Genomic DNA, 25,466 nt, shown 5'->3' on the forward strand with positions numbered 1-25,466 from the left:
CGGGCATGAAGGACTCCAAGGTGATCGTGGCGATCAACAAGGACGCCGAGGCACCGATCTTCTCGGTGGCCGACTACGGGCTGGAGGCCGACCTGTTCACGGCCGTGCCGGAGCTGGTCAAGGCGCTGTAAGCCGCAGCGCGGTCTCGATCACCGCCAGCGCCTGCTGCATGGCGCCTGGCTGGTCGCAGACCACCACGCTGCGCCGCGGCATGCCGCGCAGCCAGGTCAGCTGGCGCTTGGCGAGCTGGCGTGTCGCGAAGATGCCGCGCTCGCGCAGTTCGGCCAGCTCCGACGCGGCCAGTTCCTGGCGCCCCGCGCGTTCGGCGCCGTCCAGCGCCTCCCAGGCCTGGCGGTAGCCGACGCAGCGCATGGCCGGCAGATCAGGCGACAGGTCGCCGCGCGCGCGCAGGGCCTGCATCTCTGCCATGAAACCCTGCGCCAGCATCGCGTCGAAGCGCTCGGCGATGCGGCCATGCAGCCAGGCCCGCTCGACCGGCTCCAGCGAGAACAGCAGCCCGGGCTGGCCGTCGACCTGCAGCGGGCGGTTCGCCTCGGCCGCCTTGTCGCGCGTGTGGAAGGACGAGATCGGCCGGCCGCTGGCGCGCCAGACCTCGAGCGCGCGCCCGATGCGCTGGCTGTCGTTGGGCGACAGTCTGGTCGCCGTGACCGGATCGACTTCGGCCAGCTGCGCGTGCAGCGCGGGCCAGCCCAGTTGTCCGGCTTGCGCCTCGATCTCGGCGCGCAGTTCGGGCTGGGCCGCCGGCATTTCGTCGAGTCCCTCGAACAGCGCCTTGAAATAGAGCATGGTGCCTCCGACCAGCAGCGGCAGGCGACCGCGCGCGCGGATTTCGCCGAGCAACTGGTGGGCATCGCGCACGAACTCGGCCGCGCTGTAGGCCTGCAGCGGGTCGCGGATGTTGATCAGGTGGTGCGGCGCCGAGGCCAGCTCCTGCTGGCTGGGCTTGGCGGTGCCGATGTCCATGCCGCGAAACACCAGCGCCGAGTCGACACTGATGATCTCGACCGGCAGGCGCTGGGCCAGCGCGAGCGCCAGCGCGGTCTTGCCCGAGGCGGTCGGGCCGGCGATCGCCAGCCAGGCGGGCCTGGCATCTGGTGGGGTGTCAGGGGTGCGGGTCATGTCGGGTCGCTTGGGGTCGGATCAGCTGTGACGTTTCAGTGGTGCACGCACCTCGCCGTAGCGCTGCACGGCGGTCCAGGCGTTGAGCGCGACCAGCACGGCCCAGAACAGCACCCCCCAGCCCAGCGCCTGGCGCGGCGTGACCCAGTCGTGACTGATCAACCAGCCCAGCGTCTGGCCGTTGCCGAAGGCCAGCACCATGGCCAGGCAGCCGCTCCAGGCCGAAGCGGCCCCCGCCGCCTGCGGGAAGGGCGCGACCGAGCCGGTCTGGGCGCAGGGCTGGTGGATGCCATGCGCCATGATGTAGAAGCCAAACGGCAGCGCCACCGCCCAGGTCGATGCGAGCTCCAGCCAGGTGCCCAGCGCCAGCCCCAGGCCGCCCGTCAGGCTCAAGGCGGCGGCGACCGCGATGGTGCGGCGCAGCCCCAGCCGCGTCAGCAGCCGGCGGCAGACGAAGGTGCCGGTGATGTAGAGCAGCGACATCGAGAACATCACCAGACCGAAGGCCGACTGGCTCAGGCCGAAGTCGCCGACCAGCACGAAGGACGACAGCGACAGGAAGGCGAACAGGCCGCCGAAGGAGAAGCCCGAGATCATCGCCTGGCACCAGAAGGTGGGGTGGCGCAGGATCACGCCCCAGTTGGTCAGCAGGCGGGCCGGTTGCAGCGCCTCGCGGTCGGGTTGCTCCAGTGTCTCCTGCAGGCGCCACAGCAGCATCGTCAGCACGACGGCGCCAAACAGCGCGACGCCAGCCAGTGCCGCGCGCCAGCCCAGGTGCTGTGCCAGCCAGCCGCCCAGCGGTCCGCTGAAACAGGCGATCAGCCCGAGACCGCCGAGCGCCTTGGACATCACGCGCGCGGCGTCCGCCGGCTGATACAGGTCGCGGATCACGGCGCGGGCGCCCATCATCGAGGCGCCCATGGCCAGGCCCTGCAGGCAGCGCCAGCCGATCAGCGCGTCCATCGAGCCCACCTGCGTCGCGCCGACCGAAGCCAGCGTGAACAGGCTCATGCCGATGATCAGCACCGGGCGGCGACCGAAGCGGTCGGACAGCGGCCCCCAGACCAGCTGCGACAGGCCAAAGCCCAGCAGCAAGGCGGTCAGGGTCAGCTGGGCCTGCGCCATGCTGCCGTTCAGCTGGCGCGTCAGGTCGGGCAGCGAGGGCAGGTAGAGGTCGGTCGCGATCGGCTGCAGCCCCATCAGCAGGGACAGCAGCAGCACGACGAGGGTGGGCGACATGCGCCGGGAGGCTTGGGGGGTCATTTTTCAGCGTCCGCGCAGGAACAGCGCATCGAGTTCGCGCAGGGCGAGCTGGCGCCAGGTCGGGCGGCCGTGGTTGCATTGGTCGCTGCGCTCGGTCGACTCCATCTGGCGCAGCAGGGCGTTCATCTCCTCCAGCGTGAGGCGACGGCTGGCGCGCACCGCGCCATGGCAGGCCATGGTCGCGAGCAGCTCGTTGCGCGCGCGCTGCACCACGGTCGAGGCGTCGTACTGTGCCAGTTCGGCCAGCACGCCGCGCGCGAGCTCGATGATGTCACCCTGCGCCAGCGCGGCGGGCACCGCGCGCACCGCCAGCGTCCGCGGCGAGAAGGGCGAGATCTCCAGCCCCAGCCGGTGCAGCGCTTCGGCGCCGGTCTCGGCGCTGGCGATCTCGGCCGGCGTGGCCGCGAAGGTGGCCGGGATCAGCAGCGGCTGGCTCTGCAGCCCGGCGCCGTCACTGGCGTCGAACTGCTGCTTGAGCCGTTCATAGACGATGCGCTCGTGCGCCGCGTGCATGTCGACCAGCACCAGGCCCTGGGCGTTTTCCGCCAGGAGGTAGATGCCATGCAGCTGGGCGATCGCGCGGCCCAGCGGCCAGTGGCCGGCGTCTGGCGGCTGCGCTGCGTCGGCGCTTGATGCTGGGGTGGCGCTTTCCTGTGCGGGCTTCCAGGCCGTCGGTGGCCGATCGGCCGCCGCGTCTCCGGCTTGTCCGCCTTGTGGTGCTGGAGTCGAGTCCAGAGCGTGCCCAGGCTGCCAGAGCAGTGACAGGTCCTCGACCTTGTGGCCGACCGGCTCGGGCCGGCTCCAGGGGGCATTCCAGTTCTTGCCTGCGGCTGGCGGCGGGTGCTGGATGCCAAGTCCGAGCTGAACCCTAGGCATGGCCAGCGCGGGCGTGGCTGCCGGCGACTCAGCGACGCCGGTGCGGCTCTCCGCTGGAGGGTTCCCGGTCGTCAGGTCATGGCCGGCCTGGCCAGCAGGCTTGTCCGCCGCCGTCGAGCGCGGCGCGGCCAGCGCGTTCTCGATCGCGTGGCGCACCGCCTGATGCACCTCGCGCCCGTCGCGAAAGCGCACCTCGATCTTGGTCGGGTGCACGTTGACGTCGACCCGGGTCGGATCGATCTCGATGAACAGCGCGTAGGCTGGCTGGCGCTGCCCGTGCAGCAAGTCCTCGTAGGCGCTGCGCGCCGCGTGCGCGATCACCTTGTCGCGCACGAAGCGGCCGTTGACATAGGCGAACTGGCGGTCGGCGCGCGCGCGGGCGGCGTCCGGCAACCCGGCGCGGCCCCAGGCCCGGATGCCCTGGCTCCGCCAGTCCAGCGCCAGACTCTGCTCGATGAAGTCCTGGCCCAGCACGTCGCCCAGCCGCTGCGTCAGCGCGGCCTGGGCATCATCCTGGTGGCAGGCGCGCCACTGCTCGACCAGCTTGCCCTCGTGCCAGACCGCGAAGCCCACATCGGGCCGGGCCAGCGCATGGCGGCGCACCGCTTCCAGGCAATGCGCGAGTTCGGTCGCGTCGGTCTTGAGGAACTTGCGCCGCGCCGGCGTGGTGTAGAACAGTTCGCGCACCTCGATCGTCGTGCCGTGGGTGCGCGCCGCCGGCGACAGCTCGCCGGTGCGCCCGTGCAGCATCCAGGCGTGGCCGTCCTCGCTGCCGGCCTCGCGCGACAGCAGGCTGACGTCGGCGATCGAGTGGATCGCCGCCAGCGCCTCGCCGCGAAAGCCCATGGTGTGGACCGATTCGAGCTCCGCCAGGTTGCCGATCTTGCTGGTCGCGTGGCGCTTGAGCGCGGAGCCCAGCTCCTCGCGCGGGATGCCGCTGCCGTCGTCCTCGACCGAGATCAGCCGCACGCCACCGGCCAGCAGCCGCAGCGTGATCTGGCGCGCGCCGGCGTCGAGCGCGTTGTCGATCAGCTCGCGCACCACCGAGGCCGGGCGCTCGACCACCTCGCCGGCGGCGATCTGGCTGATCAGCTCGTCGGGCAGTTCGCGGATCGGGCGGCGCGGTGGCGCGGCGGCGGCAGGGGGGGCAGAAGCGGCAGAAAAGGCTGTGTCTGGCGGGGGGCGGGCGCTGTGGCTGGAATTCACCCCTGGATTGTAGGTGGGCGGCCGCTTCGCTGCCGCCAGCCCGCTTGGAACGGATAATCACGTACCATGGACATCATTCCCTTTCTGATCGATTTCATCCTCCACGTCGACAAGCATCTGCAGGCCTTCGTCGCCAGTTATGGCGCCTGGGTCTATGCCCTGCTGTTCCTGGTCATCTTCGTCGAGACCGGCCTGGTCGTCATGCCCTTCCTGCCAGGCGACTCGCTGCTGTTCATCGTTGGCGCGCTGGCCGGCGCCGGCCTGATCAGCCTGCCGCTGGCGATGGGCCTGCTCGCGCTCGCGGCCATACTCGGCGACCAGCTCAACTACACCATAGGACGCTATTTCGGCCCCAAGGTGTTCCAGTGGGAGGACTCGCGCTTCTTCAACAAGAAGGCCTTCAACCAGGCCCATGCCTTCTACGAGCGCTATGGCGGCATCACCATCGTGCTGGCGCGCTTCATGCCCTTCATCCGTACCTTCGCGCCCTTCGTCGCCGGGGTGGCCGCGATGTCGCGCCCCAAGTTCAGCGCCTACAACGTCGGCGGCGGCCTGCTCTGGGTCTGCGGCCTGACGCTGGCGGGCTACTGGTTCGGCAACATGCCCTGGGTGCAGGCCAACCTGAGCAAGATCATCTGGGCGCTGATCCTGGTGCCGGGGCTGATCGCGCTGTTCGGTGCCTGGCGCGCCAGCCGCCAGCCCGCCTGACCGGCGCATCCACCTTTCACGGGAACGGGTCGGTTCAGGATTTTTCGTCTGTATCTGGCCTGGGGCTAGCGCAGCGGCCCCGATTCCGGTAAGTTATGGCCATCCGATGATCATTTTTGCCTTATCAACCAAGGGGGACGAACATGACAAAGCACCATAGCCCGGCCGACCAGCAGGAGCCGCACGCGCGCAAGGTCGAGAACGACCACAACAAGATGGGCGAGCAGGATGCCACCCAGCTCAACCAGGGCCACCGCACGCCCGAAAGCCGCAGCGACCGCGAGTCGAACGTGGGCGGCAGCAACCAGACGCAATCGCGCCGCCACCCGTCCGGCGGCGGCCACTGATCCAGCCTGTTCAGACGCCAGGGGGCGTGAAACCGAAAGGGGCTGCCGCAGGCAGCCCTCTTCGTTTCTGGCTAGAACCCGCCGAGGTTCTCGATCGCGTCCACCACCATGCCGGTGCCGATGATCAGCAGCAGGATATCGTTGTCCACCCGCACATACTCGTAGCCGGCGGGCGGGCGGCCGAGCTGGCGTCGCAGCTCGACCGGCAGCGGATAGCGCACCAGATCGCGCGGCAGTTGCTGGCCCAGCGCCCATTTCCTGGCCTGGCCGGGCGGCAGGCAGCCGTTGTTCTTCTTGGCCAGGCCGGGCGGACAGCGGCCGGCCCTGACCCGGGGCTCGAAGTAGTCGCGCACCGACTCCCGGTGCCGCTCGCCGAACCGCGCGCCGCTGGCGCCTGGATGGCGCGCGCGGCCATCTTGAGCGTCCTCGCGTCGAGCGTTGCGCCCCCGGTCCTGGTCCGCGCCGTAGCCGGCGGGATCGTGCTCGCGCATCTGTTCTCGCATCTGTTCGCGCTTGTGCCCCTGGCCACCGGCCCAGTCGGGCTTTTCAGCCCAGCTTGAGAGGGTGACGGCACTGGCGCACAGTGCCATGGCGGCGATCTTGGTAAAACTCATGATCTTCCTTCCTAAATAATCAGGCAGGATCATTAGGCCGCAATTGCCGTCCCCGTTCAAGGCCGGAGCGGGTCCTGGCTTCAGTCCCGTCCCAGGGCCTGCAGCACCCGCTTGAAGGCGGCGATGTCGGCCTCGGCCATGCCGTCGAGCTTGTCCTTCATGTAGTGGTTGGCGGAGCCGGCGATCGCGGCCTGGCGCTCACGCCCCGCCGCGCTGAGCTCCCGCAGTCCGTCGGCGCGCAGGCACAGCAGCCCTTGCTGCATCAGTCCAGCCAGTCCGTCCGCGACCTCGTCTTGCTCCAGGTAGGTCGAATGCGCCAGCTCGGCGGTGCTGCAGGGACCTTGCCGCAAGCGGGTGAGCAGGCGCGACATCGGCATCGTCAGACCCAGTGCCTGGCGGTGCGATTCGAAGTCCAGCGAGAGCTGCTGGCTGGCGTAGACCAGCTGGCGCAGCAGCTCGGAGTCGGTCAGGTTCGGGCCGATCGCCGCCTCGGACGAGGCCGCCGCCTCGGCCAGCGCGGGGTGTTCCTGCGCGACCCCGTAGCGGCCCTGCGTGAACAGCAGCGGCGCGCCTTCATGGCGCGCGTAGCGCTCGACATGGCCGACCAGGATCAGGTGGTCGCCGCCTTCGTGGACCTGTTCGAGGCGGCACTCCAGATGGGCGATCGCGCCGCTCAACAGCGGCGCGCCATGCCGGCCAGCCTGCCAGGGCGCGCGCTCGAAGCGCTCGGGGTGCGAGGACCCGAACAGCTGGGACAGCTCGACCTGATCGTCCGCCAGCACGCTGACCGCGTAGTGGCCCGCCCGCAGGAAGTCCGCCGCGCTGCTCGATTCGCGCCGGATCGACCACAACACCAGCGGCGGCGCGAGCGAGACGGCGGCGAAGGAGTTGACGGCCATGCCGACCAGCCGCTCGCCGTTGCGCGCGGTCACGACCGTCACGCCAGTCGGGAACTGGCCCAGGCAGCGCCGCAGCGCGCGCCCGTCGGCTGCCGGGTCGCCGGCCTCGATCAAGCTGCGCGCCGCAGCGTCATGCACCGCTGCATCGCGTGACAAATTTGCGCTGGCCTGGCTCATGGGGTGGTCTCGGTGTCGGGGTGAAGGGGGGGACGGAATCATAGCGGCTGATCCTTGTCCTCCGCAGGCAATGGGCTGCTTGGCTCGGCGCCATACCGCCCCGACTATACTGACGCCCCATGCCTGCCATCGACCGAATCCCACTCGTCAGCGACGAACTCGAACGCCTCGCCGCCGTGGCGCGCTGAACGCCGCACTCCAGCATGGACCTTGCGCAGCAGATCGCCTCGACCGGCCAGAGCCATCGCGTGCTGCGGCGCATGGGCTGGGCCTTCGCTGCCCTGATGCTGCAGTTGCTGCTCGGCACGCTGGGCTTCCTGTACTTCGGCGCCGCGGGCACCGATCCGTTCGACGCCTTCTACATGACGGCGATCACGATCACGACCGTGGGCTACGGCGAGGTGGTCGATCTCGCGCACAGCGATGCCGGCCGGCTGTTCGCCGCCTTCGTGTCCTTCGCGGGCTTTGGCACGCTGACCTTCATCTTCTCCAGCCTGACCGTTTTCTTCCTCGAAACCGACCTCAACGAAGCGCTGCGCCGACGCCGAATGGAAAAAGCCATACTCAAGCTCAAGGATCACTACATCTTGTGCGGCTTCGGCCGTGTCGGGCGCAACGTCGCGACCGAGCTGATCGCCTCGGACCACCGCTTCGTCGCGATCGAGCCCAGCGCCGACGAGCTCGGGCGCTTCCTTGAGCTCCAGCCCGGGCTGCTCTACATCCAGGGCGACGCCTCCAACGACGACTTCCTGCTGCGCGCCGACATCGCCGATGCCCGGGGCGTGTTTGCCGTCACGGGCAACGACAGCCTCAACCTGATGATCTGCCTGACCGCGCGCCAGCTCAACCCGGCCGTGCGCATCGTCGCGCGCTGCCACGAGATGCGCAACGCCGGTGCCGATGTGGTGGTGTCGCCCGACTTCACCGGCGGCATGCGGATCGCCTCCTCGATGATCCGGCCCCATGTGGTGTCCTTTCTCGACGAGATGCTGCGCTCGGAGCTCAACACGCGCATCGAGGAGGTCAGCGTGCCCGAGGGTCACGCACCGGCTCGACTGAGCGAACTGGGCCGGCGCAGCGCGGACTACGTGCTGCTGGGCGTGCGTGTCGGCGGACGGCTCGAACTCAATCCAGGCGACGATTTCCAGCTCGGGCCCGGCCAGGTCCTGCTGATCATGGGCAATGCCGGCGGGCGTCAGGAGCTCGAGCGCAGGCTGGCCCCGCGCTCCTGATCCGCATGAGTCGCCCGCTCGTCGCTTCCAGGCCGGTCATCTGGCTGATCGGCTTCTTTGCCTTCGTCAACGTCTACTCGATGCAGTCGGTGTTGCCGCTGCTGATGGCCGAATTCGATGCCACGCCGGTGCAGGCGGGCTTGACGGTGGGGGCCACCATCCTGGCGGTGGCGCTGCTGTCGCCCTTCATGGGCATGCTGTCGGACGCCTGGGGGCGCAAGGGCATCATCTGCGGCTCGCTGTTCGCCATGGCGCTGCCGACGGCGCTGATTCCGCTGGCCGACAGCCTGCCGCAGATCATCGGGCTTCGGTTCCTGCAAGGGCTCGCGGTGCCCGGCATCGTGGTGGTGGTGCTGGCTTACGTCGGCGAGGAATTCCAGGCCTCGGGCGGTGTGGCGCGCATGATCAGCACCTATGTCGCGGGCAGCGTCATGGGCGGCTTCTCGGGCCGTTTCATCGCCGGCTACGCCGCGCACTGGTTTGGCTGGCAGGGCGCCTTCGTGGCCCTGGCATCGCTGAACCTGGTGGGGGCGCTGCTGGTGCTGTGGCGGCTGCCCCGGTCGCGCCACTTCGTGCCCAGCCGCGACCTGCGCAGCGCGCTGGCCGTGCTGCGCAGCCATTTGAGCAACCCCCGCCTGCTGGCGGCCTGCGCGGTGGGTTTTTGCGTGCTGTTCTCGCTGGTGGGCAGCTTCACCTATGTGAACCTCTATCTGGCCGGCGCTCCATTCAGGCTTTCGCCCGCCGGTCTGGCCAATGTCTTCACGGTCTATCTGCTGGGCGTGCTGGTGACGCCGGTCGCGGGGCGGCTGATGCAGCGCCACGGCTTCCTGCGCGTCCTGCTGATTGCGCTGCTGCTGTCTGCTGCCGGCCTGTTGCTGACGCTGCTGCCCTGGCTGCCGGCGATCATCCTCGGCCTGGCCATATGTTCCTCGGCCATCTTCGTCTGCCAGGCCTCCACCATCAGTTTCATCGCGAGCCAGGTGAGCCAGGGCCGCTCGCTGGCGACCGGGCTCTACAACATGAGTTACTACGCCGGCGGGGCGGTGGGCGCCCTGGTGGCCGGCCTGGCCTATGAAGGCCGGGGCTGGATCGGCGTGGTGTCGGTCATGCTGCTGGTGCAGGCCCTGGCCGCCCTGTGGGCCGCGCTCGGCTGGCGCCAGGCCCAGGCGGCCCGGCCCTGATCCGTGCTCAGGGCCGCTGCTTGAGCTCGGCCAGCGCGGCCGCGAAGTCGAATCCCCGCACGGCCTGGGCCACCTGTTCGTAGCGCTCCCCCAGCGCCGCGCGGATCTGGCCGGCCTGTGCCTCGAACAAGGACAGGCAATCGGTGTCGCAGGCTTCCAGCAGGGCCAGCAGCCGGGCGCGCAACGGTGGCCATTGCGCGGCATCCAGCGTCTCGGCATTCCCGGCCTGCTCCGGTCTGGGCAGGCAGGCCGAAATCGCTGCGTTCAGCTGCGTGAGCTGCTGCACGGCTGGTTGCAGCAACCGCTCCAGCGCGGCGGCGGGCCGGCGTTCCCGTAGCGCCTGTTCCAGGCGCTGCGCTGCCTCGCGCAGCGGCAAGGCGCCGATCTGGGCCGAGACCCCCTTGAGCGTATGGGCCACGCGCTCGGCCTCGCTCCAGTCCGACGCCGCGATGGCCCGCGCCAGCCGGTCCGGCGCGGCGGCCTGATCCGCGACGAACTTGGCCAGCAGGCTGCGGTAGAGCGGCCAGCGCCCGGCGGCCTGGCTCAGCCCGAGCCGGGCATCGAGCCCGTCGACCCGTGCGAGCGCCGTCCAGCCTTCCTTGTCCTTGTCCTTGTCCTTGTCCTTGTCCTTGTCCTTGTCCTTGTCCTTGTCCTTGTCCTTGTCCTGCGCCGGCTGGCGCGTGGCCTCGGCGCTGCGTGCCGCCGCGCTGGCGGCACGCCCGGGCGCGGGCTTGACCCAGCGCCGCAGCTTGGCCAGCAGTTCCTCCGGCGCGATGGGCTTGGCGATATGGTCGTTCATGCCGGCCTCCAGGCAGCGCTGGCGGTCGCTGGCCATCGCGTTGGCCGTCATCGCCAGGATCGGCAGGCCCTGCAAGCCGGGCAGCCGGCGGATCTCGCGCGTCGCGCTCAGCCCGTCCATCACCGGCATCTGCATGTCCATCAGCACGACGTCGTAATCCTGACGCTGGACCTGGCGCAAGGCGACCGCGCCGTTCCCGGCCAGATCCACCCGCAGTCCGAGCGCTTCGAGGAACTCGGTCGCTACCTCCTGGTTGAGCTCGTTGTCCTCCACCAGCAAGGCGCGCGCGCCCTGCAGTTCGGTGGTGGGCGACAAGGCTTGCAGGCCCGTCGGCTCCTGGTCGTGCGCGACCCGGGGCTTGAGTCCGCGCCGTTCGCTCCTGACCCCTGGCCGCCTCGGGCTGGCATGGTCCAACTCCAGGCAGGCGGTGAACCAGAAGGTCGATCCGATGCCGGGACGGCTGTCCACGCCGATCCGGCCTCCCATCAATTCGGTCAGCCGCTTCGAGATCGACAGGCCCAGCCCGGAGCCACCGTACTTGCGGGTGATCGAGCTGTCGGCCTGCTGGAAGGTCTGGAACAGCAGGTCCTGCTGCTGCTGCGACAGTCCGATGCCGGTGTCGCGCACGGCAAGATGCAGCACCACCTCCCCGCGATGGTGCTCCTGCACCGAGACGCTGATCGCGATCTCGCCGCGCTCGGTGAACTTGACGGCATTGCTGACCAGGTTGATCAGCACCTGCTCCAGCCGCAGCGGATCGCCCACCAGGTCCATTGGCACGTCGTCGGCGACCTCGATGATGAGTTCCAGTCCCTTGCTTTCGGCTTTTTCCGCAATGACCGACGCCACGTCGTCGAGCACCTTCTCCAGCCCGAACGCGACCCGTTCCAGCGCCACCTTGCCGGCTTCGAGCTTGCTGATGTCGAGGATGTCGTTGATCACGCCCAGCAGATGCTGGCTCGACGACTGGATCTTCTGCAGGTAGCCGCGCACCCTGGGGGGCGGATCGGCCCTGAGCGCCAGCAGCGTCATGCCCATGACGGCATTCATCGGCGTGCGGATCTCGTGCGACATGTTGGCCAGGAAGGCGCTCTTGGCTTCGCTGGCGGACTCGGCGGCGAAGCGGCGCACCCGTTCGCGCAGGCGCTCGACGCCGAACGCCACGTTGCGAGCCAGTTCCAGCAGCAGTGTGACCTCTTCGGGCGAGAAGGCGTCGGCCTCGCGGGCGTAGAGCATCATGGCGCCGAAAGTACCGACTTCCGGCAGGATCATGGGCAGCGCGATGCTGGACTGGTAACCGTGCCGGATCGCCATCTCACGCCAAGGCGCCATTTGGGGATTGTCCAGGTAGTTCTGGTTGACCTGCGGCAGGCCGCTGCGGATGGCCTCGCCGGTCGGGCCTCGGCCCCAGGGCGAAGCGGCGTCCCAGCTGATCTGGATATCCGCCAGGTAGCCGTCGTTCGCGCCCCAGGACACCAGCGGCCGCACGGTCTTGCCGGCGTCCGGCTCGGCACTGCCGATCCAGGCCATGCGGTAGCCGCCGGACTCGACGACGACGCGGCAGATTTCGGTCAGCAGTTCGGTGTCGGAGTCGGATCTGGCCATGGCGAAGTTGCAGTCGCTCAGCAGGCGCAGGGCGCGCTGCACTTTCTGCTCGGACTGCTCGGCCTCGATATTGCGCGTGATGTCGCGCGCCACCCCGAACAGGCCGATGATCTCGCCGTCCTGGTTGCGGATCGGGTATTTCCGGTTGTCGACCCAGCCGGCTTGGCCGTCCTTGGTGAGGATGCGCTGGACCTCGTGCGCGACAGGCAGGCCGGCGAAGACCTGCTTTTCGAGGCGGTAGTAGCTGTTGGCCAGCGTCTCAGGGAACACGTCGTAGTCGGTCTGCCCGAGCAGGTCGGTCCAGTGCGCGGCCGGACTGCAGATCGTCACCAGCGTCTGGCTGGCGCCGGTGAAGACATGGTTGCGGTCCTTGAAGTAGATGAAGTCGTCGGTGTTCTCCATCATGGCCTGGAAATTGGCCGTCAGCGACGCATCGTCCAGCGTGCGCGGCAGGCTCTTGGCGTCCTGCAGCCGCAGCTCCAGCATGATCCCGCTGTCGCGTGCCGGGGATCTGGCGTAGCTCGCCCTGACGCAGCGGACCCGCCCGCCCGCCTGGCGCAGGCGCAGGCTGAGCACTCCGGACGATCGGCCGCCATCGGCCGAGAACAGCACTGCGGCCAGGTCGCTGTCGTCCGGGTGGATCAGGCCCGGCAACGAGATGCGCCCACTCACGAAATCATCAGTTCCGTAGCCCAGCAGCGGCAAGATGCCTGGGCAGGCTGACAGCACCGACCAGTTCGCGCGCCGCAGCAGGCAGATCTTGACTTCGTTCATAAGATTTTATTTTCACCATCTTCATGGTGGCCGGCTCATTGCGTTCGATCCTGCCTGCTGGCATCGTCGTCGTCAATGAAAACGCTAACGCTGCGGTCTGATCCGGTCCCAGTAGCGCGCGACGGCGGGAGGCAGCCAGGCCCGGTAGTAGGCGGCGGTCTGCTGCTGAAGCGCTGGGTCGTCCATCAGCGCATCGACGCGGCGGATGAAGGCTTCTCCCTCGGGGGAACGCGAGCAGGCCAGGTACGCCGGCAACAGCAGGGGCTGGCCGGCCACCGGCAGGAAGGTAAAAAGGTGGGGGCCGATGTCGAGCTGGCGCACGTAATATTCAAATTCGACCGCATAGCCCAGGTAGCCGTCGAAGTCAGCCCGGTTCGTCGCCATGGCCTTGAGGCTGCTGGTGAGCGTTCTCTGCTGATGCTGCCGTACCACCGCGCGGTCATGGGCCGTCAGTGCCTGGTCGATGGCCGCGCCGTAGCTGCGTTGCACTTGCGCGGCGATGCGAAAGCGCCCCGAGCCGAGCAGCGCGTCGAGCCTGAGCTGGCCGGACTTGTCCAGGAAGGGCTGGAGGAAGTCGAGCTTCGCTTGCGTGGTGATCATCCCGTTGGGCAGCATCTGCAGGTAGGGCCGGCTGTAGACAAACAGCGCCTCGCGCTCCGGCGTCTTGAGGAAGGCCGGCGAGCAGATGTTGGGGCGGGTCTTCATCTCGTCCATCGCGCGCTGGGTCGTGGCGGTGACGTGGTGGTAGCGGTAATCCGGCAACCGGCCCTCGACCAGGGCCAGCCAGCGATCGACGTAGCCCTGATCCTGGTCCGGCCCCTCCACGATGGTGATCGGTGTGAAGCTGCTGCGCATCCAGATGATGCTCTTCGACTCGATCTGCGACTGGCTGGCGCCCGCCGCGAGCAGCAGGGGCAGGGCGATCAGGGGATGCCAGCGTCTCATCGGTTTTTCTTCGGAGCGACCAGGGTGGAATAGCGAATTGAACCTGAGAGCCATCCTAGCAGAGCCGGGTCTGGCAGGGCAGGTCCCAATCCCGCGTCGGCCGTGCTGGAGTGGCGGTATCAGTTAAGCTTCATGTGCAGGGAGGGCCATTTTGCCGGGATCGAAAATCATGGACTTACAAACGCTGTCCAGGCGCATCCTGCGCCGGATCCTGTTGGGCTGCCTGGGCTTGACGCTGGTGCTTGGGCTGGCTCACGCCGGCTGGGAGTACAGCAAGACCATGGGCCGGGTGTCGAGCGAGTTCGAACGGCTCAGCCACTCCTTTGCTCCCGGCCTGGTCGATGCGCTCTGGTACTACCAGGAGGAGCTGGTCCAGACGATGGTGCAGGGCATCGCTGAAAACCCGGTGGTTGGCAGCGTGCGGGTCGAGGATGCCGCCGGCCAGGTGGTCAGCCAGCGTGCCCGGGCTCATGCCAGCATGTCAGACCAGTCATTGTGGGGGCTGCCCGTGGTCTCGGTCGATCTGGGCCGTGATGGCGGCGACGGCTGGCAGAAGCTCGGGCGACTGGTGATCGTTCCCGACGCCGGCCTGCTGCGGGCGCAGATCCGGGACAGCCTCCTGGCCAGCTTGCTGATGGCCGCGCTGTTCACGCTGGCGATCTGGTTGATGGTGCGCCGCATCGTCACCCGCACCGTGGCCGTCCCGCTGGCGCGGCTCACCGGCGAGATCGAGGCCGCCGGCGGCAGTCCCGGGGCGCAGCCGCTGTCCTACCCCTTCCGCGACGACATCGGCGTGCTGGTCGATGCGCTCAACGGCATGCGCGCCCGACTGGTCGCGGCCAACCGCGAGCTGGAGGCCCGGGTCGAGGAGCGCACCCGCCACCTGGCCGAAACCACGGGCCGCCTGCGCGAGAGCGAAAACCGGCTCAACACCATACTCGACAGCGTCGAGGCGTTCATCTACATCAAGGATGGCGACTACCGCTACCGCTACGCCAATCAGCAGACCTGCAAGCTGCTCGGCCGGCCCCTGTCCGAGGTGGTCGGCCACGACGACAGCGAATTCTTCGATCCTGGCACGCAGGCCGCCATCCGCGACAACGACCGCCGCGTGATCGAGCATGGCGAACGGGTCGAAGCCGAGGAGGTGCGGCGGCTCGCCGATGGCGGCCAGGCAGTCAACCTGTCGGTCAAGATTCCCTTGCGCGACGAGTCCGGCCGCATCTACGCGCTGTGCGCCATCTCCACCGACATCACCGAGCGCAAGGCCGCGCAGGAAGCGCTGGCGCAGTATGGTGCCGAGCTGGAGCGCACCGTGGCCGAGCGCACCCAGGCACTCAGCGCGGCGCTCGACGCCGCCGAGCAGGCCTCCAGGGCCAAGGCGGAGTTCCTGGCCAACATGTCGCACGAGATCCGCACGCCGATGAACGCGGTCATGGGCATGACGCTGCTGGCGCTCAGGGCCGATCCGCCGCCCAAGGTGCATGACTACCTGCAGAAGATCCAGTCGTCGAGTCGCCACCTGCTCGGCGTCATCAACGATATCCTGGACTTCAGCAAGATCGAGGCGCACAAGCTCAGCCTGGAGCATGTGGAGTTCGAGCTCGAAAGCGTGCTCGGCGAGCTGGCCAACGTCTGCGCGGAGAAAGCCTTCGGCAAGGGGCTGGAATTCGTCATCGACATCGCGCAGGATATTCCCAAGGCGCTGGTGGGCGATGCACTGCGGCTCGGTCAGGTGCTGATCAACCTCGCGAACAACGCGATCAAGTTCACCGAGCGCGGCGAGGTGTCGATCCAGGTCACCCTGCAGCAGCGCCGCAGCGATGGCGTCCTGCTGCGCTTTGCCGTCCACGACACCGGCATCGGCCTGTCGGAGCCGCAGCGCCAGGGCCTGTTCCAGAGTTTCCAGCAGGCCGACAGCTCCATCACGCGCAAGTTCGGCGGCACCGGGCTGGGGCTGGCGATCTCCAAGCGGCTGGTCGAGCTGATGGGGGGCGAGATCGGCGTCGAGAGCGTTGCCGGCGCGGGTTCCACCTTCTGGTTCACGGCGCACCTGGAGCTGGGAGCCGGGCAGGTGCGGCCTGGCCCGATGCTGCCCGATCTGAGCGGGCTGAAGGCGCTGGTGGTCGATGACAACGAGCATGCCCGCCAGGTGCTGGTCGAGATGTTGCGCAGCATGGGGTTCGACGCGCTGCCGGTGGCCGGAGGCCAATCCGCGCTGGCCGAGCTGGAGCAGGCAGACCGCGCCAGCATGCCTTTTGGTCTCGTGCTGCTCGACTGGCGGATGCCCGGCATGGATGGCATCGAGTTCGCCGCTGCCTTGCGCCGCCTGCCGCTGGCGCAGCCCCCGCTGCTGCTGATGGCGACCGCCTACGACCGCGACGAAGCCCGCCCGCTGGCGGCGGCGGTCGGTATCCGCGAGGTGCTCGCCAAACCCGTGACGCCTTCGGCCTTGCTCGATGCGGTGACGCGGCAGTTCGTCGGGGCGGTGGCCGTCTTGCATCGGCCTGAGCGCAATGAGGCGCGACTCCTGGTCAAGGCCGAGGTCTTGCTCGGCGCGCGCGCCTTGCTGGTGGAGGACAACGAGGTCAACCAGGAGGTGGCGACCGAGTTCCTGCAGGCGCTGGGCCTGCAGGTGGAACTGGCCGGCAACGGCGCTGCGGCGCTGCGCATGGTGCAGCAGGGTGACTATGACGTCGTGCTGATGGACATGCAGATGCCGGTGATGGACGGGTTGAGCGCGACGCGCGAGATCCGCCAGCTGCCTGGCTTGCAGGAGCTGCCGATCCTGGCGATGACGGCCAACGCGATGGCGGGTGACCGCCAGCGCTGCCTCGACGCCGGCATGAACGACCATATCGCCAAGCCGATCGACCCGCGGGATCTGACCGACAAGCTGCTGCGCTGGGTCAGGCCCGACCCTGCGCGTGCCGGACGGGCCAGCGCCGGCGCCCAAGCCATGGTCGTTGCGCCCGTCCGCGCGGACCAGGCCTGGTTGCAGGCGCTGGGTGGCGTCGAAGGGCTCGATACCCGGCTTGGCCTGGGTCAGGCCGGCGGGCGCGAGCCGCTCTACGGCCGGCTGCTGGCCAAGTTCCTCGCGGACCAGGCCGATGTGCCGGACCGGCTGGCGCAGGCCATCGCGGCATCCGACTGGAGCGAGGCCGAGCGCGTGGCCCATACGCTCAAGGGGGTCTCGGCCCAGATCGGTGCCACGGCACTGCGCGACGCTGCCGCCAGCCTGGAGCAGCTGATTCAGCAGCGCGCCTCACCTGCCGAACTCGAACTTCTGCTGGCGCAGGTCGCACAGCTGTTGCCCCCCTTGCTGCAGGCACTGGCCGCCGCGCTGCCACAGGACAAGGCTGATGCCCCAGCCGCCGCTTTCGACCCACGGCAATGGCAGGCGTTGCGCGAGCGCCTGATCGGTTTGCTACAGGAGGACGATACCGAAGCCGTCGCGCTGTTCGATGCCAATACGGCCCTGGCCAGGCAGGGGCTCGGGCCTCGCTTTGACCTGGTGGCTCAGGCCTTGGGCCAGTTCGACTTTGGTGTCGCGCTGGAGGTGATTACGCAAGCCTGACATGGTTCGGAGTGTGCAGTAACACTCGTCATTTCAGCTATATTCGATCCATGAATTTAGTGAAGTCAAAACAACGTGTCGCAGACCACGGTGAGGTATTCACGCCTGCGTGGATGATCGAAGTGATGCTCGACCTCGTGAAGGAGGAGACAGAGCGTATCGACTCTCGCTTCCTTGAGCCAGCGTGCGGGAGCGGCAACTTCATCGCACAAATCCTACGGCGCAAGCTCGCTGCTGTGGAACTCAAATATGGCAAGTCTGACTTCGAGCGGCGGCATTACGCACTGCTCGCGTTGATGTGCATCTACGGCATCGAACTGCTGCCGGACAACATCGCAGAGTGCCGCGCCAATGCGCTGGAAATATTTGCCGAGTACATCAAGCTCAATGAGACAGACGACCTGTATCGGGCTGCATCGCATGTGCTGTCGCAGAACGTCGTGAACGGGGATGCGCTGACCATGCGCGCGCAAGACGGCCAGCCTATCACCTTTGCCGAATGGGGTTACCTGGGAAAGGGTAAGTACCAGCGGCGCGATTTCCGCTTCGACACTTTGACCGGATCGTCGGCTTTCAGCGCTGAGGACTCGCTCTTTGCCCATCTGGGCAAGCACGAAATCTTCACGCCGACAAAAACCTATCCGCCCATGAGCGTGAGCGAACTGGCTGCCGCTGCGCGCGGAGACAGCCCGGTGGAGGGCGCATGACCCAAGCCAGTTTTTCGCTACGTGGTCGCAACCCGGATGTGCTGACCTGCATCGCCAACCTGTCTAACGATGAGGTGTTCACGCCGCCCGAGCTGGCCAACCGCATGCTGGACATGCTGGCGCAGGCCTGGGCTGCCGACCATGATGGCGCCAACCTGTGGGCGGACAAAACCGTCAGGTTTCTTGACCCGTTCACTAAATCGGGTGTATTTCTGCGCGAGATCACCAGCCGCCTTGTCGACGGGCTGGCACAGGAGGTTCCGGATCTGCGGGAACGCGTGAACCACATTCTTGCCAAGCAGGTTTTCGGCATCGGGATCACGCGATTGACCAGTCTGCTGGCTCGGCGCAGCGTGTATTGCTCCAAGCATGCCAATGGTGCGCATTCAGTTGCCAAAGGATTCAGCAGCGAGGCTGGAAACATCTGGTTCGAGCGGACAGAACACACCTGGGCCAATGACAAATGCGCGTATTGCGGAGCAAGCCAATCGAGCTATGACCGTGGACAGAGGCTGGAAACCCACGCTTACGCATTCATTCACACTGACAGCATCAAGACTCGGATGGCCGAGTTGTTTGGAAACGATATGCAGTTCGACGTTATCATCGGAAATCCACCGTATCAACTCGGTTCGGATGGTGGCACACGAGATGTGCCGATTTACCAGCACTTCGTTGAGCAAGCGAAGAAACTCGAACCACGTTTTCTGACTATGATCATTCCGTCGCGGTGGATGGCTGCGGGTCTTGGTCTGAACGAATTTCGCCAAGCAATGCTCGGGGATCGGCATATGCGTGCACTCATCGACTATCCAGCAGCAAGCGAAGTGTTCCCTGGTGTCGAAGTCAAGGCCGGCGTTTGCTATTTCCTGTGGGACGCGGCCCACAACGACGACTGCACAGTGACGACCATACGGGGAGAGGATGTTGTTGGCCCGACAAAACGCAATCTTGGCGAGTACGACGTGTTTGTGCGGGACTCACGTGCCATGTCAATTCTCCGAAAAGTACGTAAGCACGGCGAACCGTCCATCAAATCGATTCTTGCTCGCGACAAGGAGTTTGGCTGGACATCCAACTTCGACGGTTTTCATGAGGTGAATAGCGCAGGCGATTTGCCGCTTTATTACATTCGGACGATGAAACGCAGCGTGGGCTACATTGCTCGCGAGGCGGTTACAAAGAGTACACATCTCATTGATACGTGGAAGGTTCTCGTTCCCAAAGCCTACAACGGCGGCGACGGTGTGCCCCATCAGGTTTTGGGTAGACCACTTATTTCCCCATCGCCGTCGGTTTGTACGCAGTCATTCCTCTTTTTCTATGTCGGTTCGGAGAAGGAGGCGGATAGTCTTCAGTCGTATTACACGACTCGATTCTTCCGTTTCCTGACCTCGTTGCGGAAGATTACTCAGGATGCGACACACTCTGCTTACACATGGGTTCCTATCCAGCAGTGGGATCGCTCATGGACAGATGATGCCCTTTACGAGAAGTACAGCATCACGAAGCAGGAGCAGGCTTACATTGAGTCTCAAGTCAGGGCAATGATTCTTGAGAGTGGCGCTGATGAGTAGGCCCATTGAGGACATCCTCACCCCCAAGCCCGATGCCCGCCCACGCATCTACGCCTACGCGATTGCCGATTCAGCGCACAAAGACCTGCTCAAGGTGGGCCAGACGATCCGGGACGTGAAGCGGCGGGTGGCCGAACAGCTCAAGACCGCCGCCATCCAGAACTTCACCATCGAATTGGAAGAACTGGGAGAGCGAGAAGACGGTTCCATCTTTTCCGACCACGAGGTGCGCGCGGCTCTGGTCAAAAAGGGCTTCGAGAACACCCAGCTGGAGTGGATGCGCTGCACGGTGGCCGACGTGAGAACCGTGCTCGCCGAGCTGCGCACCGGCCAGAAGTTCAGTGGCACGCACCACGAAAGCTTCGGCATGCGCGACGAGCAGGCCGAGGCAGTGAACAAGACGTTTGACTACTACCAGTCGATCTGGGCCGAAAACCCCGACGCCGCGCCGCGCTTCCTGTGGAATGCCAAAATGCGCTTTGGCAAGACTTTCACCAGCTACCAGTTGGCAAAAAAGCTCAACACCAAGCGCGTGCTGGTGTTGACCTTCAAGCCGGCTGTCGAGGACGCATGGCAGACCGACTTGGAAAGCCATGTTGATTTCGACGGCTGGCAATACCTCTCGCGCTCATCGGGCAGCGACCCGACGCAGATCGACCGCAACAAGCCGGTGGTGTATTTCGGGTCATTTCAAGATTTGTTGGGGCGTGATGCTGCGGGTAATATCAAGGCTCGCAACGAGTGGCTGCACACGGTGAACTGGGATCTGGTGGTTTTTGACGAATACCACTTTGGTGCCTGGCGCGACACGGCCAAGGAACTGTTCGAGGGCGAGGACGATGCGGTTGCAAAGAAGGAGGCCAAGCTGGAATACGCCGGTGAACTGGAGGGCGTCAACGAAGACCTGATTGTGTTGTCCGAGCGGGAAGACGAGTTCCTGCCCATCACGACCCGGGCCTATTTGTACCTGTCGGGTACACCTTTCAAGGCGTTGGCCACTGGCGAGTTCATCGAGGAACAAATCTTCAACTGGACCTACACCGATGAGCAGCATGCCAAGGAGGCATTTGCTGCCGAGCATCCTGGCAAGAGAAATCCCTACGGTGCCTTGCCACAGATGCGCCTGCTAACCTACCAGATGCCCGACGAGTTGTTGGCGGTGGCCAGCGGTGGGGAATTCGACGAGTTCGACCTCAACGGGTTTTTCGAGGCAACGGGCACTGGCGCGAGCGCGCAGTTCAAGCACAAAAGCGATGTGCAGAAGTGGTTGGACATCATTCGAGGCGGGCATGCAGCTCACTCGATCGAGTTCCTGAAAGCTGGCACACGGCCGCCATTTCCGTATTCGGATGTGCGCCTGCTGCCCTACCTGCAGCATTCGCTCTGGTTCCTGCCCAATGTGGCAGCCTGCCATGCGATGGCGAATCTACTTGCTGAAAAGCACAATACTTTCTGGTGCGACTACAAGGTCATTGTGGCAGCAGGGTCGTCGGCGGGTATTGGCCTGGAGGCCTTGCCGCCAGTGCGCAAGGCCATCGGCAGCGGGTTCGAGACTAAGACCATCACGCTGTCGTGCGGCAAGCTCACCACGGGCGTGACGGTGCCGCAATGGTCATCCATCCTGATGCTACGTAATCTTAAGTCGCCCGAGACCTACTTTCAGGCGGCATTTCGTGTCCAGTCGCCGTGGTCCATCAAGAACCCCAACGGTGACAACCCGAACGAGGAGGAGATCCTCAAGCCGGTATGCTTTGTGTTCGACTTCGCGCCGACGCGCGCCTTGCGTCAGCTTTCCGAATACGGCATCGGCCTGTCGCCCAACGAGTCCAACCCCGAGAACGCGGTGAAGGATCTTGTGGCCTTCCTGCCGGTGCTGGCCTACGACGGCGCGAACATGACGCAGATCGACGCGGGCGGCATTCTGGACATCGCGATGGCCGGCACCTCGGCGACGCTCCTGGCCCGCAAGTGGGAGAGCGCGCTGCTGGTCAACGTGGACAACGGCACGCTGCGGCGCATCCTCGACAGCCCTGAGGCGATGGCGGCGATGGAGCGCATCGAAGGCTGGCGCTCGCTGGGCGACAACATCATCGAGACCATCATCAACAAGAGCGAGAAGGTCAAGGACCTCAAGAACAAGGCCAAGGACAAGGAACCGTCGAAGCGGGAAAAGAAGGAGCTGACTGACGCGGAGAGGGAATACAAGTCCAAGCGCAAGCTGGTGCAGGAGAAGCTGATCAAGTTTGCGACGCGCATCCCGGCGTTCATGTACCTGACCGACTTTCGCGAGAATACGTTGCAGGACGTCATCACCAGGCTGGAGCCGGAGTTGTTCCTTACAGCGACCGGGTTGACGGTGCAGGACTTCCACCTACTGGTGCGGCTCAAGGTGTTCAACACCGAGCAGATGAACCAGGCGGTGTTTGCGTTTCGGCGTTACGAAGACGCATCACTGCGCTACACCGGTATCGACAGCCACGTTGGCCTCACACACCATGGGCTTTACGACACAGTAGTGGCGCGGGATTGAAAGCCACTGCGTGTTGGATCCAACGGCTGCAATGGTGTGATCGCAGTCTGTAAGTTCACGCCAGCAGGTACCAACGGAAGTACCAACAAACTGTTGGTATGTCGTGCGATGGGATGATACGGCGTGAGACAACAAAAAAGCCGCTGTCCCAGGGGAATCAGCGGCTTATGCGATGTCTTGAGATGGTGTGATGCACCAAGATGGAGCGGGCGATGGGGATCGAACCCACGTCTTGAGCTTGGGAAGCTCAGGTCCTACCATTGAACGACGCCCGCGATGCGTCCTAGTTTACTGCAGAAATCGCCTCACCTGAGGATGTCGCCGATGCAGAGGTACTTGATCTCGACATAGTCGTCCATGCCAAAATGCGAGCCCTCGCGCCCCAGGCCGGACTGCTTGACGCCGCCGAAGGGTACATGCTCGGTCGCCAGGATGCCGACGTTGACGCCGACCATGCCGTATTCGAGCGCCTCGCCGACGCGGTAGATGCGGCCGATGTCGCGGCTGTAGAAGTAGCTGGCCAGGCCGAACTCGGTGGCATTGGCGGCATCGATAGCTTCCTGTTCGGTCTGGAAGCGGAACACCGGCGCGAAGGGGCCGAAGGTTTCCTCGCGCGCGCACAGCATCTCGGGCGTGGCGTCCGCCACCACGGTGGGCTCGAAGAACTGGCCGCTACCCAGGTCGTGCAGGCGCTTGCCGCCGACCAGCAGTCGCGCACCCCTGGCGAGCGCGTCATCGACATGGCGCTGCACCTTCTGCAAGGCGGCTTCCTCGATCAGCGGCCCCTGGTTGACACCTTCGTCAAAGCCGTTGCCGACCTTGGCCGTGGCGACCTTGGCGGCGAACTTCCGCACGAACTCCTCGTAGACGCCATCCTGCACATAGAGCCGGTTGCTGCAGACGCAGGTCTGGCCGGCGTTGCGGAACTTGCTGGCGAAGGCGCCCTCGACGGCGGAGTCGATGTCGGCGTCATCGAACACGATGAAGGGCGCGTTGCCGCCGAGCTCGAGCGAGAGCTTCTTGATGGTCGGCGCGCATTGCGCCATCAGGATGCGGCCGACCTCGGTCGAGCCGGTGAAGCTCAGGTGGCGCACGGTATCGCTGGCGCAAAGCACCTTGCCGATAGCGATCGAGTTCTCGGCATCGGCGGTCACCACGTTGAATACGCCGGCCGGGATGCCGGCACGATGCGCGAGTTCGGCCGCCGCGAGCGCAGTCAGCGGCGTCAGTTCGGCCGGCTTGATCACGACCGGGCAGCCGGCGGCCAGCGCCGGCGCGACCTTGCGTGTGATCATCGCGAGCGGGAAGTTCCAGGGCGTGATCGCGGCGCAGACGCCGATCGGCTGCTTGAGCACCAGCAGACGGCGGTTGTTGTCGAATTGGGGCAGGGTTTCGCCGTTGACGCGCTTGGCCTCCTCGGCGTACCACTCGACGAAGCTGGCGCCGTAGGCGACCTCGCCGCGCGTCTCGGCCAGCGGCTTGCCCTGTTCGGCGGTCATCAGCGTGGCCAGGTCCTCCTGGTGCGCCAGCAGCAAGTCGTACCAGCGGCGCAGGATCTGGCTGCGCTCCTTGGCGGTCTTGTTTTTCCAGGCGGGCCAGGCCGCAGCAGCGGCGGTGATCGCGGCTTGCGCCTCGGCCGGCCCCAGATTGGCGACATCGGCCAGCTTGAGGCCGGTGGCCGGGTCATGCACGTCAAAGCGCGAACTGCCCGCGACCCACTGGCCATCGATGAAGGCGCCGGTCTTGAGCAGGGTGGGGTCTTGCAGTCGGTCGAGCGGATGGTTCATCAGGTTGCGCGGGAAACCTCGGCCTTCAGGCCGGGGAGGCAGAGCGCGTCGTGGATCCGCACGACCCTCTCCCGCATCCTTTCTCGTGATGCTCTGTTGTTGAGAATAGCCATAGCCGTCAGCGCGTTGCAGCACTTGGCAGTAGCGGTGTGAGATACCCTGCACCACCTCGGTGCCGGTCTGGATGTTGAAGCTACCCGTGGCACGGACCGCCACCCGGCCCCGATGCACGCCGGCCTTCTTGCCTTGCGGGACGTCAGCGCGTACCAGATCGCCCGTCTGGAACCCCTTGACCTTCTTGATGCGCGTCAGGTAGCCGCGCGGGAAGCCAAACTTGTCCAGCCGCGTGCGCTGGTAGCTGCCGCGCCCCGTGCACTTGACGACCAGCGTGGGCCGCTGCCAGCCGGTGACGGCGTTGACCTCGCCCACACAGACTGCATCCAGCGCGTGGGTCTTGGGGATCTCTAGCTGGTGCCGGTTGAACTTCGTGCACCCGCCGGTGGTGAGCTCGACCGGAAGCCCTGTGGCCTTCAAGGCGTTGGCCAGTGCCCTGCGGGTGGCGTTGACGGCGGCCGCATCTTTCAGGGGGCGCTTGGCCTGGGCCAATATCCGCGCCAGGCGGGCCGGGTCGTGCGTGAGGAAGTCCTCGATGAGCCGAGCATCCTTGGCCTGGTTGCACGGCCCGCAGGCCAGCGTCAGGTTGCTCACACGGTTCGAGCCGCCCCGAGCTTTGGGGTGGATGTGCTCGACCTGCAGCGGGACCTGCGTCGCATCGCAGTAGGCGCACTTGCGGCCCCACTTCTCGAGCAGGTATTCCTTCACTTCAAAGCCCTGCAGCTCCCCTTGCTGGTATGCCACCCCCGAGATCTCGGGGTTCTGCATGGCCTGCATATCGAAGCGCACCAGCTCGCTCGAGATCGCGGTGACCGGCGCCCAGCGCTGCAGGCGCTTGACCCAGGCCATCGTGGTGTCCACGCGGTGCTGCAGGGAGGGCGCCACCCAGCCTTTCGGCTTGCGCCGGTTCAGGAATCGGGGCGCCCTGTAGCGCAGGTTGCCGCGCCGACGGCGACGCATGGCGCGGCGAGCGGTCAACGCCTCCGAAATCTGCCGCCCCCGATGTACCAGCTCCAGCAGGTTGAGCACGGCGGCCGCGCGCTGGATCTCGCCTATGGACTCGACGACCGTCTCCGTCTCGCGCACCAGTGCCAGTCCTGTGGCTTTGCTGCCAGGGTCGAGCTTGACACGCAGCGTCTGCAGGGCGCAGGTCGCCACCTCGCGGTCGACCAGGCGGATGACGAAGGGCACCAAGCGGTGCACGCGCGCCCGTCCCCGCTCTAGCAGCAAGCGAGCTCGCTTTTCCGTGCAGGGCATCAAAGGCTTCCCGCGCTTGTCCAATACCAGAACTGACACATAAATCCTTTCGCCCTTACGGGCCTGGTAACAGCTACCTCGCGGTAGCGCTCTCCTCGACCATGTTGTGCAGCAGGTGGCGCTTTCGCGCCGGCAGCCGCCCGTTTTGTGC

The 25,466-nt window shown here is 66.2% G+C and carries 16 protein-coding genes, 1 tRNA gene and 2 pseudogenes; 9 read left to right on the forward strand and 10 right to left on the reverse strand.

Annotation, left to right across the window (positions count from 1 at the left end; genetic code table 11):
- Positions 1 to 131: pseudogene (locus PHR85_RS09810) on the forward strand (electron transfer flavoprotein subunit alpha/FixB family protein); the annotation flags it as partial.
- Here the strand turns inward: PHR85_RS09810 and miaA are convergent.
- The 3 genes from miaA to mutL are packed head-to-tail and all read right to left on the reverse strand — an operon-like array spanning position 118 to position 4,392.
- Positions 118 to 1,140, reverse strand: coding sequence for a tRNA (adenosine(37)-N6)-dimethylallyltransferase MiaA (gene miaA, locus PHR85_RS09815; protein WP_300053678.1), 1,023 nt, complete (start codon positions 1,138 to 1,140; stop codon positions 118 to 120). The pseudogene PHR85_RS09810 and the gene miaA sit on opposite strands and share 14 nt — an antisense overlap.
- A 21-nt stretch (positions 1,141 to 1,161) precedes the next feature.
- Positions 1,162 to 2,379 (reverse strand): Bcr/CflA family efflux MFS transporter, encoded by a 1,218-nt coding sequence (locus PHR85_RS09820; RefSeq protein ID WP_300053681.1) that lies wholly within the window; start codon positions 2,377 to 2,379, stop codon positions 1,162 to 1,164.
- A 27-nt stretch (positions 2,380 to 2,406) separates the two neighbouring features.
- Entirely contained in the window at positions 2,407 to 4,392 is a 1,986-nt protein-coding gene (gene mutL / locus PHR85_RS09825; RefSeq protein ID WP_300053818.1) for a DNA mismatch repair endonuclease MutL, read from the reverse strand.
- Between the two features lie 159 nt (positions 4,393 to 4,551).
- On the opposite strand from mutL, the gene PHR85_RS09830 reads away from it, so the two are divergent.
- Together PHR85_RS09830 and PHR85_RS09835 are read left to right on the forward strand one after the other, a co-directional pair.
- The gene (locus tag PHR85_RS09830; RefSeq protein ID WP_300053684.1) at positions 4,552 to 5,193 is read left to right on the forward strand and encodes a DedA family protein; all 642 of its coding nucleotides are present in this window, start codon (positions 4,552 to 4,554) and stop codon (positions 5,191 to 5,193) included.
- 143 nt (positions 5,194 to 5,336) lie between these two features.
- The gene (locus PHR85_RS09835; RefSeq protein WP_300053687.1) at positions 5,337 to 5,540 is read left to right on the forward strand and encodes a hypothetical protein; all 204 of its coding nucleotides are present in this window, start codon (positions 5,337 to 5,339) and stop codon (positions 5,538 to 5,540) included.
- 71 nt (positions 5,541 to 5,611) lie between these two features.
- On the opposite strand, the gene PHR85_RS09840 is transcribed toward PHR85_RS09835, so the two are convergent.
- On the reverse strand, positions 5,612 to 6,154 hold the full coding sequence (locus PHR85_RS09840; RefSeq protein WP_300053690.1) for an RcnB family protein: 543 nt from the start codon (positions 6,152 to 6,154) through the stop codon (positions 5,612 to 5,614).
- Positions 6,155 to 6,234: 80 nt separating this feature from the next.
- Positions 6,235 to 7,230, reverse strand: a complete 996-nt coding sequence (locus PHR85_RS09845; RefSeq protein WP_300053693.1) for a flavin reductase family protein — start codon at positions 7,228 to 7,230, stop codon at positions 6,235 to 6,237.
- 203 nt (positions 7,231 to 7,433) lie between these two features.
- Here PHR85_RS09845 and PHR85_RS09850 point away from each other — a divergent pair, with 203 nt between their 5' ends.
- On the forward strand, positions 7,434 to 8,462 hold the full coding sequence (locus PHR85_RS09850) for a TrkA family potassium uptake protein (RefSeq protein WP_300053695.1): 1,029 nt from the start codon (positions 7,434 to 7,436) through the stop codon (positions 8,460 to 8,462).
- A 5-nt stretch (positions 8,463 to 8,467) separates the two neighbouring features.
- On the forward strand, positions 8,468 to 9,643 hold the full coding sequence (locus tag PHR85_RS09855) for an MFS transporter (protein ID WP_300053697.1): 1,176 nt from the start codon (positions 8,468 to 8,470) through the stop codon (positions 9,641 to 9,643).
- Positions 9,644 to 9,650: 7 nt separating this feature from the next.
- On the opposite strand, the gene PHR85_RS09860 is transcribed toward PHR85_RS09855, so the two are convergent.
- A complete protein-coding gene (locus PHR85_RS09860; protein ID WP_300053699.1) occupies positions 9,651 to 12,821 on the reverse strand; it encodes a response regulator in 3,171 nt (1,056 codons plus the stop codon).
- Between the two features lie 84 nt (positions 12,822 to 12,905).
- Positions 12,906 to 13,766, reverse strand: a complete 861-nt coding sequence (locus tag PHR85_RS09865; RefSeq protein ID WP_300053701.1) for a TIGR02285 family protein — start codon at positions 13,764 to 13,766, stop codon at positions 12,906 to 12,908.
- Between the two features lie 169 nt (positions 13,767 to 13,935).
- Between PHR85_RS09865 and PHR85_RS09870 the strand changes: the two genes are divergently transcribed.
- From PHR85_RS09870 to PHR85_RS09885, 4 genes are read left to right on the forward strand one after another with little or no spacing between them, the layout of a single operon-like run.
- On the forward strand, positions 13,936 to 17,343 hold the full coding sequence (locus PHR85_RS09870) for a response regulator (protein WP_300053710.1): 3,408 nt from the start codon (positions 13,936 to 13,938) through the stop codon (positions 17,341 to 17,343).
- Between the two features lie 50 nt (positions 17,344 to 17,393).
- On the forward strand, positions 17,394 to 18,050 hold the full coding sequence (locus tag PHR85_RS09875; RefSeq protein ID WP_300053711.1) for an N-6 DNA methylase: 657 nt from the start codon (positions 17,394 to 17,396) through the stop codon (positions 18,048 to 18,050).
- On the forward strand, positions 18,047 to 19,627 hold the full coding sequence (locus PHR85_RS09880; protein WP_300053713.1) for an Eco57I restriction-modification methylase domain-containing protein: 1,581 nt from the start codon (positions 18,047 to 18,049) through the stop codon (positions 19,625 to 19,627). The genes PHR85_RS09875 and PHR85_RS09880 overlap by 4 nt, the downstream gene beginning before the upstream one ends.
- Positions 19,620 to 22,157 carry a DEAD/DEAH box helicase family protein gene (locus PHR85_RS09885; RefSeq protein WP_300053714.1) on the forward strand — a complete coding sequence of 846 codons (2,538 nt, stop codon included), beginning with the start codon at positions 19,620 to 19,622 and terminating at the stop codon, positions 22,155 to 22,157. Before PHR85_RS09880 ends, PHR85_RS09885 begins: the two co-directional genes overlap by 8 nt.
- Before the next feature lie 201 nt (positions 22,158 to 22,358).
- On the opposite strand, the gene PHR85_RS09890 is transcribed toward PHR85_RS09885, so the two are convergent.
- From PHR85_RS09890 to iscB, 3 genes and pseudogenes are all read right to left on the reverse strand, one after another.
- A tRNA-Gly gene (locus PHR85_RS09890) sits at positions 22,359 to 22,432 on the reverse strand.
- A gap of 30 nt (positions 22,433 to 22,462) precedes the next feature.
- A complete protein-coding gene (locus PHR85_RS09895) occupies positions 22,463 to 23,944 on the reverse strand; it encodes an NAD-dependent succinate-semialdehyde dehydrogenase (RefSeq protein ID WP_300053821.1) in 1,482 nt (493 codons plus the stop codon).
- Between the two features lie 483 nt (positions 23,945 to 24,427).
- Positions 24,428 to 25,315 (reverse strand): annotated as a pseudogene (gene iscB / locus PHR85_RS09900) (RNA-guided endonuclease IscB); the annotation flags it as partial.
- Positions 25,316 to 25,466 lie beyond the last annotated feature (151 nt).

This window comes from Malikia sp. (genome assembly GCF_028687635.1).
GTDB lineage: Bacteria > Pseudomonadota > Gammaproteobacteria > Burkholderiales > Burkholderiaceae_C > Malikia.

Coding starts and splice junctions, on each gene's coding strand:
- PHR85_RS09895 (WP_300053821.1), bottom strand. CDS start 23,944: ATGAACCATCCGCTCGACCGACTGCAAGACCCCACCCTGCTCAAGACC.
- PHR85_RS09865 (WP_300053701.1), bottom strand. CDS start 13,766: ATGAGACGCTGGCATCCCCTGATCGCCCTGCCCCTGCTGCTCGCGGCG.
- PHR85_RS09885 (WP_300053714.1), top strand. CDS start 19,620: ATGAGTAGGCCCATTGAGGACATCCTCACCCCCAAGCCCGATGCCCGC.
- PHR85_RS09855 (WP_300053697.1), top strand. CDS start 8,468: ATGAGTCGCCCGCTCGTCGCTTCCAGGCCGGTCATCTGGCTGATCGGC.
- PHR85_RS09875 (WP_300053711.1), top strand. CDS start 17,394: ATGAATTTAGTGAAGTCAAAACAACGTGTCGCAGACCACGGTGAGGTA.
- miaA (WP_300053678.1), bottom strand. CDS start 1,140: ATGACCCGCACCCCTGACACCCCACCAGATGCCAGGCCCGCCTGGCTG.
- PHR85_RS09820 (WP_300053681.1), bottom strand. CDS start 2,379: ATGTCGCCCACCCTCGTCGTGCTGCTGCTGTCCCTGCTGATGGGGCTG.
- PHR85_RS09835 (WP_300053687.1), top strand. CDS start 5,337: ATGACAAAGCACCATAGCCCGGCCGACCAGCAGGAGCCGCACGCGCGC.
- PHR85_RS09860 (WP_300053699.1), bottom strand. CDS start 12,821: ATGAACGAAGTCAAGATCTGCCTGCTGCGGCGCGCGAACTGGTCGGTG.
- PHR85_RS09880 (WP_300053713.1), top strand. CDS start 18,047: ATGACCCAAGCCAGTTTTTCGCTACGTGGTCGCAACCCGGATGTGCTG.
- PHR85_RS09840 (WP_300053690.1), bottom strand. CDS start 6,154: ATGAGTTTTACCAAGATCGCCGCCATGGCACTGTGCGCCAGTGCCGTC.
- PHR85_RS09850 (WP_300053695.1), top strand. CDS start 7,434: ATGGACCTTGCGCAGCAGATCGCCTCGACCGGCCAGAGCCATCGCGTG.
- PHR85_RS09830 (WP_300053684.1), top strand. CDS start 4,552: ATGGACATCATTCCCTTTCTGATCGATTTCATCCTCCACGTCGACAAG.
- PHR85_RS09870 (WP_300053710.1), top strand. CDS start 13,936: ATGGACTTACAAACGCTGTCCAGGCGCATCCTGCGCCGGATCCTGTTG.
- PHR85_RS09845 (WP_300053693.1), bottom strand. CDS start 7,230: ATGAGCCAGGCCAGCGCAAATTTGTCACGCGATGCAGCGGTGCATGAC.